Annotated in this window: 16 protein-coding genes and 1 pseudogene; 14 read left to right on the plus strand and 3 right to left on the minus strand. The window is 68.4% G+C overall.

Annotated features, from left to right (window positions below):
• The first annotated feature begins 99 nt into the window (after positions 1–99).
• Positions 100–753, plus strand: a complete 654-nt coding sequence (locus IH26_RS0104035; RefSeq protein WP_034213453.1) for a DivIVA domain-containing protein — start codon at positions 100–102, stop codon at positions 751–753.
• Positions 754–861: 108 nt separating this feature from the next.
• The gene (locus IH26_RS57550; RefSeq protein ID WP_084598601.1) at positions 862–1,140 is read left to right on the plus strand and encodes a hypothetical protein; all 279 of its coding nucleotides are present in this window, start codon (positions 862–864) and stop codon (positions 1,138–1,140) included.
• A gap of 398 nt (positions 1,141–1,538) precedes the next feature.
• On the opposite strand, the pseudogene IH26_RS53100 reads toward IH26_RS57550, so the two are convergent.
• Positions 1,539–2,501: pseudogene (locus IH26_RS53100) on the minus strand (RNA polymerase sigma factor); the annotation flags it as partial.
• A gap of 277 nt (positions 2,502–2,778) precedes the next feature.
• On the opposite strand from IH26_RS53100, the gene IH26_RS61140 reads away from it, so the two are divergent.
• The 8 genes from IH26_RS61140 to IH26_RS0104080 all read left to right on the plus strand — a co-directional run bounded on the left by IH26_RS61140 (position 2,779) and on the right by IH26_RS0104080 (position 7,510).
• The gene (locus tag IH26_RS61140; RefSeq protein ID WP_169789703.1) at positions 2,779–2,937 is read left to right on the plus strand and encodes a hypothetical protein; all 159 of its coding nucleotides are present in this window, start codon (positions 2,779–2,781) and stop codon (positions 2,935–2,937) included.
• Between the two features lie 139 nt (positions 2,938–3,076).
• Complete coding sequence (locus IH26_RS0104050) at positions 3,077–3,481, plus strand: RNA polymerase sigma factor (RefSeq protein WP_157437029.1); 405 nt, start codon at positions 3,077–3,079, stop codon at positions 3,479–3,481.
• A gap of 227 nt (positions 3,482–3,708) precedes the next feature.
• The gene (locus IH26_RS53105; protein ID WP_084598602.1) at positions 3,709–4,095 is read left to right on the plus strand and encodes an RNA polymerase sigma factor; all 387 of its coding nucleotides are present in this window, start codon (positions 3,709–3,711) and stop codon (positions 4,093–4,095) included.
• Between the two features lie 107 nt (positions 4,096–4,202).
• Positions 4,203–4,376, plus strand: a complete 174-nt coding sequence (locus tag IH26_RS61145) for a hypothetical protein (protein WP_169789713.1) — start codon at positions 4,203–4,205, stop codon at positions 4,374–4,376.
• Positions 4,312–4,719, plus strand: a complete 408-nt coding sequence (locus IH26_RS55450) for a glycosyltransferase (RefSeq protein ID WP_342668245.1) — start codon at positions 4,312–4,314, stop codon at positions 4,717–4,719. The genes IH26_RS61145 and IH26_RS55450 overlap by 65 nt, the downstream gene beginning before the upstream one ends.
• Positions 4,720–4,863: 144 nt before the next feature.
• Complete coding sequence (locus IH26_RS0104070) at positions 4,864–6,006, plus strand: glycosyltransferase (protein ID WP_030434736.1); 1,143 nt, start codon at positions 4,864–4,866, stop codon at positions 6,004–6,006.
• On the plus strand, positions 6,003–7,055 hold the full coding sequence (locus IH26_RS0104075; RefSeq protein WP_051807444.1) for a glycosyl transferase: 1,053 nt from the start codon (positions 6,003–6,005) through the stop codon (positions 7,053–7,055). The genes IH26_RS0104070 and IH26_RS0104075 overlap by 4 nt, the downstream gene beginning before the upstream one ends.
• 251 nt (positions 7,056–7,306) lie before the next feature.
• Complete coding sequence (locus tag IH26_RS0104080; RefSeq protein WP_030434738.1) at positions 7,307–7,510, plus strand: cold-shock protein; 204 nt, start codon at positions 7,307–7,309, stop codon at positions 7,508–7,510.
• Positions 7,511–8,110: 600 nt separating this feature from the next.
• On the opposite strand, the gene IH26_RS0104085 is transcribed toward IH26_RS0104080, so the two are convergent.
• Positions 8,111–9,163, minus strand: a complete 1,053-nt coding sequence (locus IH26_RS0104085) for a fatty acid desaturase family protein (protein ID WP_051807445.1) — start codon at positions 9,161–9,163, stop codon at positions 8,111–8,113.
• Positions 9,164–9,278: 115 nt separating this feature from the next.
• Between IH26_RS0104085 and IH26_RS53110 the strand changes: the two genes are divergently transcribed.
• From IH26_RS53110 to IH26_RS0104105, 4 genes are all read left to right on the plus strand, one after another.
• Positions 9,279–10,190 (plus strand): sensor histidine kinase, encoded by a 912-nt coding sequence (locus tag IH26_RS53110; protein WP_051807446.1) that lies wholly within the window; start codon positions 9,279–9,281, stop codon positions 10,188–10,190.
• Entirely contained in the window at positions 10,175–10,804 is a 630-nt protein-coding gene (locus tag IH26_RS0104095) for a LuxR C-terminal-related transcriptional regulator (protein ID WP_030434739.1), read from the plus strand. The genes IH26_RS53110 and IH26_RS0104095 overlap by 16 nt, the downstream gene beginning before the upstream one ends.
• Positions 10,805–10,970: 166 nt before the next feature.
• Positions 10,971–11,318, plus strand: coding sequence for an STAS domain-containing protein (locus IH26_RS0104100; protein ID WP_157437030.1), 348 nt, complete (start codon positions 10,971–10,973; stop codon positions 11,316–11,318).
• A 190-nt stretch (positions 11,319–11,508) separates the two neighbouring features.
• A complete protein-coding gene (locus IH26_RS0104105; protein ID WP_030434741.1) occupies positions 11,509–12,252 on the plus strand; it encodes an ATP-binding protein in 744 nt (247 codons plus the stop codon).
• A 28-nt stretch (positions 12,253–12,280) separates the two neighbouring features.
• Here IH26_RS0104105 and IH26_RS0104110 read toward each other — a convergent pair whose 3' ends face one another.
• Complete coding sequence (locus IH26_RS0104110; RefSeq protein WP_051807448.1) at positions 12,281–13,024, minus strand: ATP-binding protein; 744 nt, start codon at positions 13,022–13,024, stop codon at positions 12,281–12,283.
• Positions 13,025–13,337 lie beyond the last annotated feature (313 nt).

Here is a 13,337-nt window from a genome sequence, read left to right on the forward strand (position 1 = left end):
GTCGTCGAGCGTCACTGGCGAGCGGGTCGCGAGCGTACAGTGTGAATTTGATTCTCATCTCTCCCGGCGCTGGCGTCGGCCGCCCGACGAGGAGTTCGCATGCGGCTGACACCGGCCGATATCCACAACATGACCTTCAAGAAGGCCGCGCTCGGCCGGCGTGGCTACGACGGGGAACAGGTCGACGCGCTTCTGGACGCTGTGACGCTCGAGATGATCGAGTTGCTGGAGGAGAACGAGGTGCTGCGTGGGCAAGCACGTCGTGCGGGTTCCGCCGTCGCGGACAGGACTCCACCCGACCCCGCCGTCATGCAGCTGAGCGCCGCCAATGACGTGCTGTACCGGGCGCGCCTCGCCAGTGACCGGGCCGAAGAGAACGCACGGAAGCTGCGGAATCAGCTAGATCGCGTGCGCCGTGCGGCCACCGCGGCGGTGGTCGGCAAGCCCGGGGCGGACGCCGATGGCGTCCTGGACATGGCGCGGCGCACTGCGGATCGACAGGTGCGCGATGCCTGCCTGGAGGCTGACGCACTGCTGCTGGACGCGCGTGAGCGGTCGGAGCGGATCGCCGAGGGGGCGCGGTCGACGGCGCAGGGCATCGTGGAGAGTTCCCGTCGCCGTGACGACGACGCGGAGGCGGATCTTGAGCGCCGGTGTGCCGCCCTGGCGCGGGAAGTTGATGAGCTGGCGGGCTTCGCCGGAAGTTATCGCACCGCGCTGATGGATCACGTACGCCGCCAGGGCCAGTTCTGACGCCCATTTCACGGCGGTCTTGGCGGGGCCCCTTTTCGCCCTCGAACCGGTGTTCCCACCGTACACAGTGTGGGTATTGTCGCCGAACTGCGGCTACGGTTCAGGACTATGACGACCTACTCGGGCCCGGCAACACTGGTTCTCAGCGACGGGGCGCGGGTGGTCGGTGTGGCTTCGCTGCGTAGCGACGAACGTGGCGGTCCTCAGGGCTGGAGCGGCTCCTTCCGCCCGGACCGGGGCGGCGACGATCTTCGCAACGCCACCGACGGACTGGAATTGGAGTTGCCTTCCGAGGAGGCTGGGCCCGTGGCCGTGACGAATGTCCGTCGTCTTCTCGCGACCCAGGTTCTCGTGTCGCTGGTTGGCCGCGGACCCGCACCGTTCTGAACTCCTGCCGGGCTGGCGTGCCTCGTCATGGGATCGGCCAGCGAGCTCGCAGGGCAACCGGCGCGGCCGCCCGGGCGGGTACGGTTGGCCCGGTGATGGTTCAGCGGCACTGGTGGAACGGCAGAAGTACGGCACGCTTGCGTCGCGACGTCTACATCCGTAGCGACGGAGTTCAGTGGGATGTCCTGGTCCAGATCGGCGGGAGGGCGGGAGCCTACCGGGTTCAGGAGTGCTCGAGCGGCAGCGCCGCCGTGATCATCGCCGATGCGTGGCGTGGCTCTGATGCCGACTGGCGCGAGTTGGTGCTACCGCCGGCGGCCGGTCCCGCCGTGTGGTCCTGACCGGCGGCATCCGGCCAGGCGGAGGTTGGCCTCGGTCGGTCGAGTTGTCCGGCGAAATCAGTCCAGGAAGTCGCGGAGCAGCTGAGATCGGGCCGGATGTCGCATTTTGGACATTGTTCGCGCCTCGATCTGCCGGATCCGTTCCCGGGTGACGCCGTAGACCTTTCCGATTTCGTCGAGCGTTTTCGGGTTGCCGTCGTGCAATCCGAATCGCAGGCGCATGACGCCGGCTTCACGGTCGGTGAGGGTGGCCAGGAGCGCGTCGATCTCGTCGCGCAAGAGGGACTGGCTGACGACATCGAGCGCTGTGTCGGCGTTGTCGTCCTTGATGAAGTCGCCGAGTTGCGCGGTATCGCCTTCGTCGCCGATCGGCTGGTCCAGGGAGATCGCTTCGCGCGCGTGCAGGCGGATCTCCACTACTTTCGTGGGGCTGACGGCCAGCGCTTCGGCCAGTTCGGCGACTGTCGGGTCCCGGCCGGACGTGCGGAGCAACTCGCGTTCGACCCGGGTCAGGTGGTTGATGAGTTCGACCATGTGAACGGGCAGCCGTACGACCCGTGCCTGGTCGGCCGTCGCTCGGGTGATGGCTTGCCGGATCCACCAGGTGGCGTAGGTGGAGAACTTGAAGCCTTTGAGGTAGTCGAACTTCTGAACAGCGCGAATCAGGCCGATGTTGCCTTCCTGTATGAGATCGAGGAACGGCATGCTACGTCCGGCATAGCGTTTCGCGATGCTGACCACCAGACGCAGGTTGGCCTCGAGCAGGTGGGTCTTTGCCTGCTCGCCGTCACGGGAGACGTAGCGCAACTCCCGCTCCAGCTCCGAGGCCAGCATCTGCTCGCCGCGACGGTGGGCGCGCAACAGCTCGGTCGCGTACACCCCGGCCTCGATGCGCTTGGCGATGGAGACCTCTTGCTCGGCGCTGAGCAGCGGGACCCGGCCGATCTGCCGCAGATAGGCCCGCACCGGATCGACGGCGCCGGCGTCCTGCCCCTGCCGGGGTGCCTGCGCGGCCTCCTCCGGTGTGAGATTGCCGGAACGCGTGCCGCCTGGCGGGCCTGTCATCGGATCACCGCTTCCGGGATGGTCTCGTGGGCTTCGCAGGCGGAAGACACATCGCGGAGAAACCGTTTGGCTTTCGGCAGGATGACCGAATCCCGACGATTGTAGCTGTTCAATGCCGCACGCGGAGGTCCGCCTGCCGGGCGGACCCCGGGCGGCGGGTGGTCTCCGAAATTCGTGGCGCCGGGCTGCTTCCAGCGCCAGTCGCCGCCTTTCTTCGGCGGGATTGCCGGCGATGGCGGTGCTGGCGTTCGCGGTCGTCCTGACCGGCATGGCGCTGGTGGCTCCGTTCCCGACCTCGGTGGCGTACACCGGGGTGGCTCAGGACCGCCGGCTGAGCAGGTTGGTCACCCGGGCGGGGGAGCCCCTGTGGTTTCGGTGTGGCCCACCGTAGTGTTCCCGTCGGCTCGACTTCATTTGCAGGTCGCTCCAGACCCCGGCGGCAGCCCTTCGACGCTCGCCCTTGGAGCTCACAATGCGAACATCTGTCCGTGGATGCAAGAGCTTCCGGGCACGCGCCGGGAGCGATGCCTGTGATCGGGCGTGCGATGAACGTCCATGATCAGCCAACCTTGGCGGCGATCTCACGCGGCAGCCGCGAAGCATTCGTTTCGTTGTTCGATCGCACCTCCGGTGCCATCGGTGCCGAGCTCGCGTCACGTCTTCCGGATGGGGACCAGGCGGTCCTCGTGTTCGCGGCCACCTACGTGGAGGTGTGGTGGCTTGCTGGCTGCCACAGCGGTCCGGGATTCGACGCCGTGGAGTGGATCACGCAGATTCTGCGTCGGCGCATCGCCGACCTGGACCCGAACGCGAGGCAGCATTCGCGGATGCCGTCGGCGGCTCCGGAGCCGGCCGTGGATCCACGGCCCAGCTACGCCGAATTGGAACTGGCAGCCCTGCTCGGACGGCCGGCCCGGCGGATGCGGCCTAATTGAGGACCGCCGATCGGCTTGGCCGTGGCTGGACGATCGTCACCGACCTCGCGAGCCTCCCGGAACTGCACCGTTCCTGACTATGTGCCCGGATCGGACGTCAAGCGTGCGGCGGCGGGTGTCAGTGCCGGAACTCGGCCGGGTATGTCGGATTTACCTGATATCAGGTATTCGGCGGAGTGGCATACCGAATGACCTCTGGCGGTGATGAACGAGCGCATGCTCGGTGAATGGCGCATCCCACGGTTCTCGAACTCGATGGAATCCACATCGAAACGCTGGCGCGAGAGGCGTCGGCGGGCAACCGGGTCGCGCTGAACTCGCTGCTGGTCGCGGTGGGGCCGGAGACGCTCCAACGGTGCCGGCGGCTCCTGGCGAACCGGGAGGACGCGGAGGAAGCGTGCCAGGACACGCTGTGGGCGGTGGCCGTCGGCATCGGGAAGTTCCACGGCCGGCCCGCGTTCCGCACCTGGCTGCACGGCCTTGCGACTGATCGAGCGCAGTCGACCTACCAGGCGATCCGCCGTCGATACAACGGTGAGGCCGTGGGCGCACCGATGGCCGACCCGGCTGATCCCTGGCACACGTGGCTGGACGTGCTCGACGCCGTCGACTGAACGGCCACTGATAGCGATGCGGTGCGATGGCATGCGTAGACTGGCGACGCCGCTCCAGACCTCGGTGGCCGAATCCGCCGCCGGCGGGAGAACCCAGAGAGCAGGCCATGATCATCTCAAAGGCAGTTGTCGTCGCCGTTCTCCGGCAGCGCGGCCAGCACGTCAGAGCCGATTTCGTGGACCGCGAGCTTCCCGAGCGTATCGACTCTGCCCAGCATGGCGGGCTGTTGGCCACGCTCCGCCTCGATCTGGCCGAGTTGGCCGACGCGGCATCCGAGTGAGGGTCGGCCTGCTGGGGCCGCTGGCGAGATCCTCGGCCGAGCGGCGGCGCTGCTGCATCCGATCGACTTCGATGAGCCGTTCGGCCTGTCGGTCGTGGAATCGATGATCTGCGGCACGCCGGTCGTGGCGTACGAGCGCGGTTCCATGCCGGAGGTCGTCGACGAAGGCGTCACCGGCTACCTGGTACGCGACGTCGGCCAAGCCGTCGCGGGGGTCGGCGCGCACCGGGCGATCGACCGATCCGGTTGCCGGGCGCACGCCCGCAGGCGCTTCGGCGCGGGCCGGATGGTCGCCGACTACCTGGCCGTCTACGAGCGGCTCATCGGCGGCCACGGGGACTGAGCCCGTTCCGTTTCTCAGCACGGCCGGCCCGATCGAGGCGCCGGCCCGTTCGCCCGCCACACACGCTGGCGGGTCGACGCCGTACCGCGCGTGAGGTTTGCCCGGCGTTTCGCGCTGTGGCCGGCCGACGACCGGAAGGCAAACATGACCATCAGGTACGGATTCCTCAGCACTCACCCGCCCACCCGATGCGGGCTGGCGACGTTCAACTCCGCGCTCGCCGCCCATCTTGGCAGGGCAGGCACCGTGGGTGGCATCGTCCGCGTCGTCGCCGCGAGCGGCGATGACCCGCGCCCGTTGCCCGGTGTGGTGCACACGTGGGCGGCCACGACGCCGGCCGGCTGGCGCGACAGTGCCGAGGTCCTCAACACCTTCGACGTCGCCGTCATTCAGCACGAGTACGGCATCTACCCCGGCCGCGACGGCGGAGAGGTCCTGTCCCTGCTGCGGAGGCTCACCGTGCCGAGCATCGTCGTCCTGCACACCGTGCTGACCCGACCATCCCCTCGACAGAAGTCGCTGCTCGAACAGATCGTCGCCGCTGCCGGTGGGGTCGTCACCAGCACCACAGCCGCGCACGACCGTCTGCTGCTCGGCTATGCCGTAGACGCCGCGAAGATCACGGTGATCCCGCACGGTGCTTCCGACTTCGCCGGCGTGCCCGCCTCGCCCCGCCCCCAGCCACACCTGCTCACCTGGGGTCTGCTCGGACCCGGCAAGGGCATCGAATGGGCGCTGCGTGGCCTCGCCCGGCTGCAGAAACTCAAGCCCGCGCCGGTCTACACCGTCGCCGGCCGCACCCATCCCAAGGTGGTCGAGCTGCACGGCGAGGCGTACCGGGCGAGCCTGCACCAACTCGGCGCGACTCTCGGCATCGGGCATCGGGTGTTCTACGAGCCGGCCTATCTCGACGACGCGGCGCTCGGGGCGCTCATCCGCTCCGCCGATGTCGTGGTGCTGCCGTACGACTCCACCGAGCAGGTCACCTCCGGCGTCCTCGTCGAGGCGGTAGCCGCCCGGATCCCGGTCGTCGCGACCACGTTCCCGCATGCGGTGGAGCTGCTCACCGACGGACCCGGCCTCCTCGTACCCCACAAGAACCCGGCCGCCCTCGCGACCGCCATCCGCCGGATCCTCACCAATCCAGGCCTGGCCGCCGACCTACGCGAACACGCCAGTCCCGCCGCGCCCACGCTGCGGTGGCCCGCCGTCGCCCAGCGATACCACGCACTCGCCGAGACGCTCGCCGCCGCCGGCACCCTCCCGGCCGCAATGGTGCGGTCGTGACCGCGCACGGGGCGACCATCGCCGTGCCGACTCCCGCCCGAGCCGTTCCGGCCCCCACCTTCACGCACCTCGCTCGCCTCACCGACGACGCCGGGCTCTTCGAACACGCCCGAAACGCCATTCCCCGCCGCGAGCACGGCTACTGCACCGACGACGTCGCCCGCGGCCTGGTCGTCACCAGCCGCGAGGCCGACCCGTCGCCGGAGGTTCGCCGGCTCGCGGAACGCTATCTGGCCTTCCTGACCCACGCGCAAGACATCGGTGGTGCCTTCCACAACCGGCTCGGCTTCCATCGAAGCTGGACCGACCAACCCGGACTCGGAGATTGGTGGGGACGAGCGCTCTGGGGCCTGGGAACCGCAGCGGCCCGCAACCCGGCGCCCTGGATCCGCGAGGAGGCCCACCTGGCGTTCGCCCGCGGCGCGTCCTGCCGATCCGCCGCGCCGCGGGCGATGGCGTTCGCCGCGCTCGGCGCCGCCGAACTGCTCCGCGCCGAGCCGGACAACGAGCCGGCCGCCGATCTCCTGGCCGATGCCGTCAGCGCCATCGGGCAGCCAGACAAGGACCCGCACTGGCCGTGGCCGCACGAGCGGCTGACGTACGCCAACGCCGCCCTCGCCGAAGCCGTCATCGCCGCCGGCGATCTCCTGGATCGGCCGCCGGTCCTCGACGCCGGTCTACGGATGCTCACCTGGTTGCTGGACATTCAGATCGACAACGACCACCTGTCGGTCCTGCCCTCGGCGGGCTGGCAACGCGGCGGCCCCCGGCTACGGCACGACCAGCAACCGATCGAGGTGGCCACTCTGGCCGACGCCTGCGCAACCGCCGGCAGAATCACCGGCGATCACCTCTGGCAGCGGGGAGTGCACCGATGCATCGCCTGGTTCCTCGGCGACAACGACGTCAACAGCGTCATGTGGGACCGGGAAACCGGCGGCGGCTACGACGGGCTGACACTGCGGGGACCCAACCTGAACCAGGGCGCCGAGTCCACCCTCGCCCTCATCGCCACCCTCCAACACCGAAATACTCAGGGGCGACTGTGACGACTGCGCAACGGTTGGCGGACGTGGCAGACAGCACTTCGAACAGCCGCGATGTGGCACGGGCTTGCACCCGTTCGGAGCGACATTCCGTGCTAGGTTGACCGAGTTGCAGTTCTGGTTTCCTCTGACGTTTTCACGCCTCGTGAGTGTCTCGGCCGTTCAGGCGGCTTTGTTTCGTCGGATTATGGTGATCATCGCCGCGACGCGCGGTGACGCGAGTGCGTCTCCGCAGCAGTCGAAAGGGAGAAAAGATGGCCACCGGAACGGTCAAATGGTTCAACGGCGACAAGGGGTTCGGCTTCATCGCCCAGGACGGAGGTGGTGCCGACGTCTTCGCGCATTTCTCGGCGATCGCATCGTCCGGCTTCCGTAGCCTCGAGGAAAATCAGCGGGTCGAGTTCGACATCGAGCAGGGCGCCAAGGGTCTGCAGGCGGCGAACATTCGTCCGCTGTAAAAAAGTGCGGCCCGGCGTCTGCTTGCAGAGCCGTCGGGCGTGGTGGCGGCCGGCTACCTATGGTCGATGATCCGTGACTTCGGCGTGATCTCCCAGGGCGGCCGGCCGTCTCCGTACGTTGCCGATGAGGGTGGATCCGCTGGCAGTCGGCCGCGTGTATCGATAACTGATCGCCGGGCCTGCCAGGCGCATGCTGCCGCGGACGAGGTGTTGCGGCGCGTGTCCGTATTTCCGTCGCGGGAGGGGATTAGTCTTCCGGCATGTTTGTTTGATACGTGGCGGTACCTGCCGCTGCCGGTCTTGTGCAGACCGCTGGAGGCGGCCGGCCGAACCGGCTGGCCGCCTCGCGGAGACCGATCAGAGCGGGCGGACGTTTACCGCCTGCGAGCCCTTCGGTCCCGGGGTTAAGTCGAACTAGACCTATCGGTTCTCCGCCAGATCACGGAATACGGGAGAACCGATGGTGAAGTGGTGAGCGAATACGTCAGCACCGCGACGTCCACGGAGACCAAAGCTGCAACGCCTGAACAGTAGCACGATATTGAGATCAGCAGCCGGATGAGCGGTCGGAATTCTGGTCGCGAACTTGGATGTGAATTCCTATTCCGCGCGACGGGGTTGGATATTTCGCGGCTTTCGGGCGGTCCGCAGCGGCGCCCCGACCTCGTGCAGGTGCCGCAGTGCCTGGCGGTAGGACATGATCAGACCGGTTTGTTCGTACGGTATGCCGATCTCTGCGCAGTATCGCCGGACGACCGGTTGGGCTCGGCGGAGGTTGGCGCTGGGCATGGCCGGGAAGAGGTGGTGCTCGATCTGGTGGTTGAGGCCGCCGAGAGCGACGTCGACGAACCAGCCGCGGCGTACGTTTCGGGACGTCAGCACCTGTTTGCGGAGGTAGTCCTCAGCTCCCGTCGGATGCGGCATCCCCTTGTGGTTGGGGGCGAAGGTCATGCCCAGATAGACGCCGAAGAGCGCCTGGTGGACGATCAGAAAGGCCAGCGCCCGCAGCGGGGACAGCACCAGGGGCAGCGCCGCGAGATAGCCGGCCGCGTGCACGATCAGCAGCGTCGTCTCGAGGCCCCGGCGCTTGACGACGCCTGCCCGCAGGGCCTTGATGCTCGACACCTTGAGATCGATGCTGAGCAGTGTCAGCAGCGGGAAGAAGAGCCTGGCCTGGTGGCGGGTGACGAAGCCGGCCAGCCCGCGACGGCCGGCGGCCGACGAGGTGGCCCAGATCAGCACCTCCGGAGCCACGTCCGGGTCGAGGTCGTCGTGATTCGGGTTGTTGTGGTGCCGGGTGTGCTTGTCCATCCACCACCCGTAGCTCATGCCGATGCCGAGGTTGCCGGCGATGCGACGGGCGATCGCGCTGGATCCTTTGGTGCGGAAGACCTGGCGATGGGCCAGGTCATGCGCGACCAATGCCAGTTGGGCGAACGCCACGGCAAGGAGCACCGCGACGGCCAGCGTCCACCAGGACGAGCCGACCAGGACGAAGGCGGTCCAGCCGCCGGACACCAGCAGCCCGACGAGCACGAGGCGAAGGACGTAATAGATAGGTCGCCGGCGCATGAGCCCGAGGGCGTTGATCCGCGTGCCGACCTCGAGCGGCGGCTCGGCGGATGGGTGGGTATCTCGATCCGCCGGCCATATTTACCCGCGCCGGATCGGGCGGCGCTGGGTAGCCACCAGTGGGTGAGGTGGGATCATCACCGACCCGGCGACCTGGCGCGACGCGTCTTGGCTGTCCCCCGGCGGGTTGATCGGAATGGCGCTCGGCCTGATCACCGTCTTGGTTCCGGCCTACGGTCTGGCCGGGGTCGGGTTGCTGCCGCTCTGGTTGTTCCTCGGGCACGTCTGGTTCGGGTACGGCGCCTTCCGGCCGACCGCGAATCTTGGTGAGGCCTGGCTGGCCTTGCCCCAGGGGCTCGCGATCCTCGTGACCGGGCTGGCCGTGGCTCCGCTGCTGCGCCGCACCGATGCCCTGTTCGCCCGGCTCTTCCTGGCGCCGACCTCGGCGGCCGAGCTCCGGCTGCGGGTGGCCCATCTGACGACGACCAGGACCGACGCGATCGACGCGCAGGCCGCTGAGCTGCGACGCATCGAGCGCGACCTGCACGACGGGGCTCAGGCCCGGATGGTGTCGGTCGGCATGACGATCGGGCTCGCCGAGCGTCTCGTCCGGCGGGATCCGGCCGCGGCCCTGAAACTCCTGGCCGAGGCGCGCGCGTCGAGCAAGGCCGCGCTGGCCGACCTGCGGCAGTTGGTGCAAGGAATCCACCCACCGGTGCTCGCCGAGCGTGGCCTGGAGGGCGCGGTCCGGGCGCTCGTGCTGCACCTGCCGCTGCGCACCGAGGTGACGTCGCGGCTGTCCGGCCGGTTGGAGACGCCGGTCGAGTCGGCGGTCTACTTCGCGGTCGCCGAGGCGCTGGCCAACACGGGACGGCACAGCCGGGCCCGTACCGCCTGGGTGAGCATGCGGCACGACGACGGCCGGCCTGTCGTCGAGGTCGGTGACGACGGGATCGGCGGCGCTGACCCCGGCCGCGGTACGGGGCTGCAGGGCATCGAGCGCCGGCTCAGTGCCTTCGACGGAACCGTCACGGTCTCGTCGCCGGCGAACGGACCGACCGTCGTGACCATGGAGGTGCCGCGCGAGTTGTCATCGCCGAAGACCTGACGCTGCTGCGGGACGGCCTCACCCGCCTCCTGGAGGCGTTCGACTTCGACGTGGTCGAGGGCGTCGACAACGGCCCGGCGCTGCTCCCGGCCCTGCTGCGTCATCGACCGGACGTCGCCATCATCGACGTACGGCTGCCGCCCACCTACACCGACGAGGGTCTGAAGGCGGCCGTCGCCGCCCGAACCTCGATTCCCGGTCTCCCGGTGCTGGTGCTTTCCCAGCACGTCGAGCCCCTGTACGCGCGCGAGCTGCTCACCGGCAGCCGCGGCGGCGTCGGCTATCTGCTGAAGGAGCGCGTCTCCGACGTGGAGCAGTTCGTGCAGGCGGTGCACCGGGTCGCCGCCGGCGGTACGGCCTTCGACCCCGAGGTCATCGCGCAGCTGATGGCCCGCCAGGCGCCGCTCGCCGGCCTGACCCAGCGGGAGCGGGACGTCCTCGAACACATCGCGGAAGGCCGGTCCAACGCGGCCATCGCTGGTCGGCTGTTCATCACCGAGAAAGTGGTCAGCAAGTACATCAACAACATCTTCGCGAAGCTCGGCCTGCCTCCGTCCGAGGACGTCAACCGCCGGGTCCTGGCGGTACTGATGTTCCTCGATGCCGGAACGTGATCGCGGCGCACGTCATGTCAGCTGCTTGTGGGCGGCCGATGCCCATGGCGAGGTATCGCCCGTTCCGTTGATGGGGATGGGCGGTCTTACCTACCATCGCGATGTAGGGAGGTTGTTCTGCCGGTAGAGCGTGTTGCGGGCCGTGCGCGCTGTGCGGGAGGCTTTGATGATTCGTCTCGATATCAACACCTATTTTGATGGTCGCGGCTTGGCCAGGCTCGAAGTGGCTGGTGAGATCGACGGCGATACTGCCGATCAGGTCGTGCAGGCGGTGGAGAAGGTATTGGGTGGCGATGCCCTCGGCGCGATCCAGGTCGACTTCTCAGGGGTGACGTTCCTGGGCTCTGCCGGTATCCGGGCCCTGTTGACCGCGCGACGTATTGCCGGCGAACACGGTGTGGCACTGTGCCTCACCGAAGTCCACGGCTACGTGCTCGAGGTTCTGAAGATCATGGGATTGCTGGACCTCCTCGGCCGCCCCCCGGCGAAAGGGTCTGCGGCGCTCGGCGGTTAGCGTGGTCTCAACCGCGGTCGACGCCAGCCGTCCTTTCGCCTGACGCGACCAATTGCCAAGATCCGGTGTTTGTTCGGGATCACCACGGGAATACGCTCGGTCTCGGAGATTTCGGACTCGGCCGAGCAGTTCGGCTTGCAGGTCATCCAGCTTGTGACTCCGCGCAGGTGCCCGGCGGAGGGAAGAAGTGATGTCAACAGCTGGTAATGCGCCGTTCACCTGGGATTACGGCGTTCAGGACGGTTTGCCGGTCCTGACGCTGAGCGGCACGTTGACCATGGCGGCCGACGGGTTGCTGCACGAGGCGGTGGCGCGGGCTCGGCGGCGCAACCAGGCTGCGATGTTGATCGACGTGTCGGCTTTGGTGGTGACCGAGGGTGCCGCGGTTGCCGTGTTCACGGGCCTCATGGCGGAGGCGCTGCGGTGGCCTGACGTGCTGGTCCTGATCTGTGCGCCCACCGCCGACCTGACGGCTCTGCTGGACGCGGAGGTGCTGGATCCGAGGTTGCTGTTCGGCAGTCTTGCCGAGGGGCGGGCGGCCGGGTTGGTGGAGTTCTCGCCGGTCACCGAGGAATTGCTTCCTGTCGCCGGCGCGGCGCGGTGGGCCCGTAACGTGGTCACCGGGGCCTGCCTGCGGTGGGACGAACCCGGCCTGGTCGGTCCCGCGGCGCTGGTGGCGAGTGAGCTGGTGACCAACGCGGCGATCCACGCGAACACGATGGTGACGATGCAGGTCCGGCTGCGGCCGTGCCACCTGTATGTCGGCGTTTTCGACGGCTCGGCGGCCCACGCCGTGATGCGTGACTCCAGGCCGGCCCATGAGGGCGGCCGCGGGCTGCAGTTGGTTGACGCCGTCTCCGCGGCCTGGGGCTCGACGTCCCTGCCGACCGGCAAGGTGGTGTGGTCGGCACTGGCCCGGCCCGCCATTCACTGAGCTTCGAACAGCTCAAGGTGGTCGCCGGTCACGTCAGCGTGGCCCACACCACCTTGCCGCCGCGTGTCGGCATGGCGCCCCACGCCACGCAGATCGCCTGCACAACCAGCAGGCCGCGCCCGCGAGCCTGCGCGGGTGCGGGCAGTCCGGCGGATGATGCCCGATGTGGACGCGGAAAGGCGGGAGCGCCGTCCTGCACTGCCACGTGCAGGCGACCGGCATCGCGGGACATGGTGACGACGAAGTCCGTGCCGGCGTGCTCGATCGCGTTGCTGGCCAACTCGGACGCAACCAGTGCGGTGTCGTCGAGGAGGTGGGGCAGGCGCCACCGGTGACAGGCGTGCCCGGCCAGCTCACGGACGTCGCGTACGCGATCCGGCCGGGGTGGTAGCCGAGCCTGCAGCCGGTCCGCCTGGAGACTCCGCACCGCAACCGCAATGCGCGCCTCCGGCGCGCTGGCGAACATCGGCGGTTGCGGCCCGTCGGAACCGCACAACCGGCGGCCCAATGCGCTCGCGGTGGACAGACAGAACACCAAGCGGACCGGCGACGGTGCGAGCCGAGCCTGACGCCACGCCGCCATCCAGAACGGCATGCTGAGCCCGGACCGATCCTTCAAGTGATGCAGATCGATGATGATGGAGACGCAAGGGCTGGCCAGGCAGAGACGCAGGCCCGCGGAGAATCGGTCCCCGAACTGTGGCGACCATTCACCGTGGACCGCCATCTCGACGACCGCGGTGGTCGCGTCGCCAACGACCGCCACCGCCACCCCACGTCCATCGGTGAGAGCGGTCAGCAGGTAAGGAGGCCCCGACGGTCGCGCCCGCGCCCCGTCGCCGGCGGCACTCATCGCGAACTGTTCGTGATCGGTGAGGGCGAAGCTCGCCGGACGAGACGATGAACTTCAATCATGGCTGCTCCCGAGCCTCTGGTCAGAGCGGGTGCACTGCCGGGGCCGGAGCAGCTGGCGAGTGAAGGAATATTCTTCGCGTAGCCCGACCATATACCCACACGGCGCAGATGCGCCCCCAGGTATCGCCTCCGCCGAAAGGCGAGGAAGCGACGCTGGACGGCGTGTCATC

Origin of the sequence: Actinoplanes subtropicus (genome assembly GCF_000721705.1) — a bacterium.
Classification (GTDB): Bacteria; Actinomycetota; Actinomycetes; order Mycobacteriales; family Micromonosporaceae; genus Actinoplanes; species Actinoplanes subtropicus.

What these genes read in the sequence shown, in the direction of transcription:
- IH26_RS0104035 (WP_034213453.1), top strand. Translation starts at nt 100, where the DNA reads ATGCGGCTGACACCGGCCGATATCCACAACATGACCTTCAAGAAGGCC.
- IH26_RS57550 (WP_084598601.1), top strand. Translation starts at nt 862, where the DNA reads ATGACGACCTACTCGGGCCCGGCAACACTGGTTCTCAGCGACGGGGCG.
- IH26_RS61140 (WP_169789703.1), top strand. Translation starts at nt 2,779, where the DNA reads ATGGCGGTGCTGGCGTTCGCGGTCGTCCTGACCGGCATGGCGCTGGTG.
- IH26_RS53105 (WP_084598602.1), top strand. Translation starts at nt 3,709, where the DNA reads ATGGCGCATCCCACGGTTCTCGAACTCGATGGAATCCACATCGAAACG.
- IH26_RS61145 (WP_169789713.1), top strand. Translation starts at nt 4,203, where the DNA reads ATGATCATCTCAAAGGCAGTTGTCGTCGCCGTTCTCCGGCAGCGCGGC.
- IH26_RS55450 (WP_342668245.1), top strand. Translation starts at nt 4,312, where the DNA reads ATGGCGGGCTGTTGGCCACGCTCCGCCTCGATCTGGCCGAGTTGGCCG.
- IH26_RS0104070 (WP_030434736.1), top strand. Translation starts at nt 4,864, where the DNA reads ATGACCATCAGGTACGGATTCCTCAGCACTCACCCGCCCACCCGATGC.
- IH26_RS0104080 (WP_030434738.1), top strand. Translation starts at nt 7,307, where the DNA reads ATGGCCACCGGAACGGTCAAATGGTTCAACGGCGACAAGGGGTTCGGC.
- IH26_RS53110 (WP_051807446.1), top strand. Translation starts at nt 9,279, where the DNA reads ATGGCGCTCGGCCTGATCACCGTCTTGGTTCCGGCCTACGGTCTGGCC.
- IH26_RS0104100 (WP_157437030.1), top strand. Translation starts at nt 10,971, where the DNA reads ATGATTCGTCTCGATATCAACACCTATTTTGATGGTCGCGGCTTGGCC.
- IH26_RS0104105 (WP_030434741.1), top strand. Translation starts at nt 11,509, where the DNA reads ATGTCAACAGCTGGTAATGCGCCGTTCACCTGGGATTACGGCGTTCAG.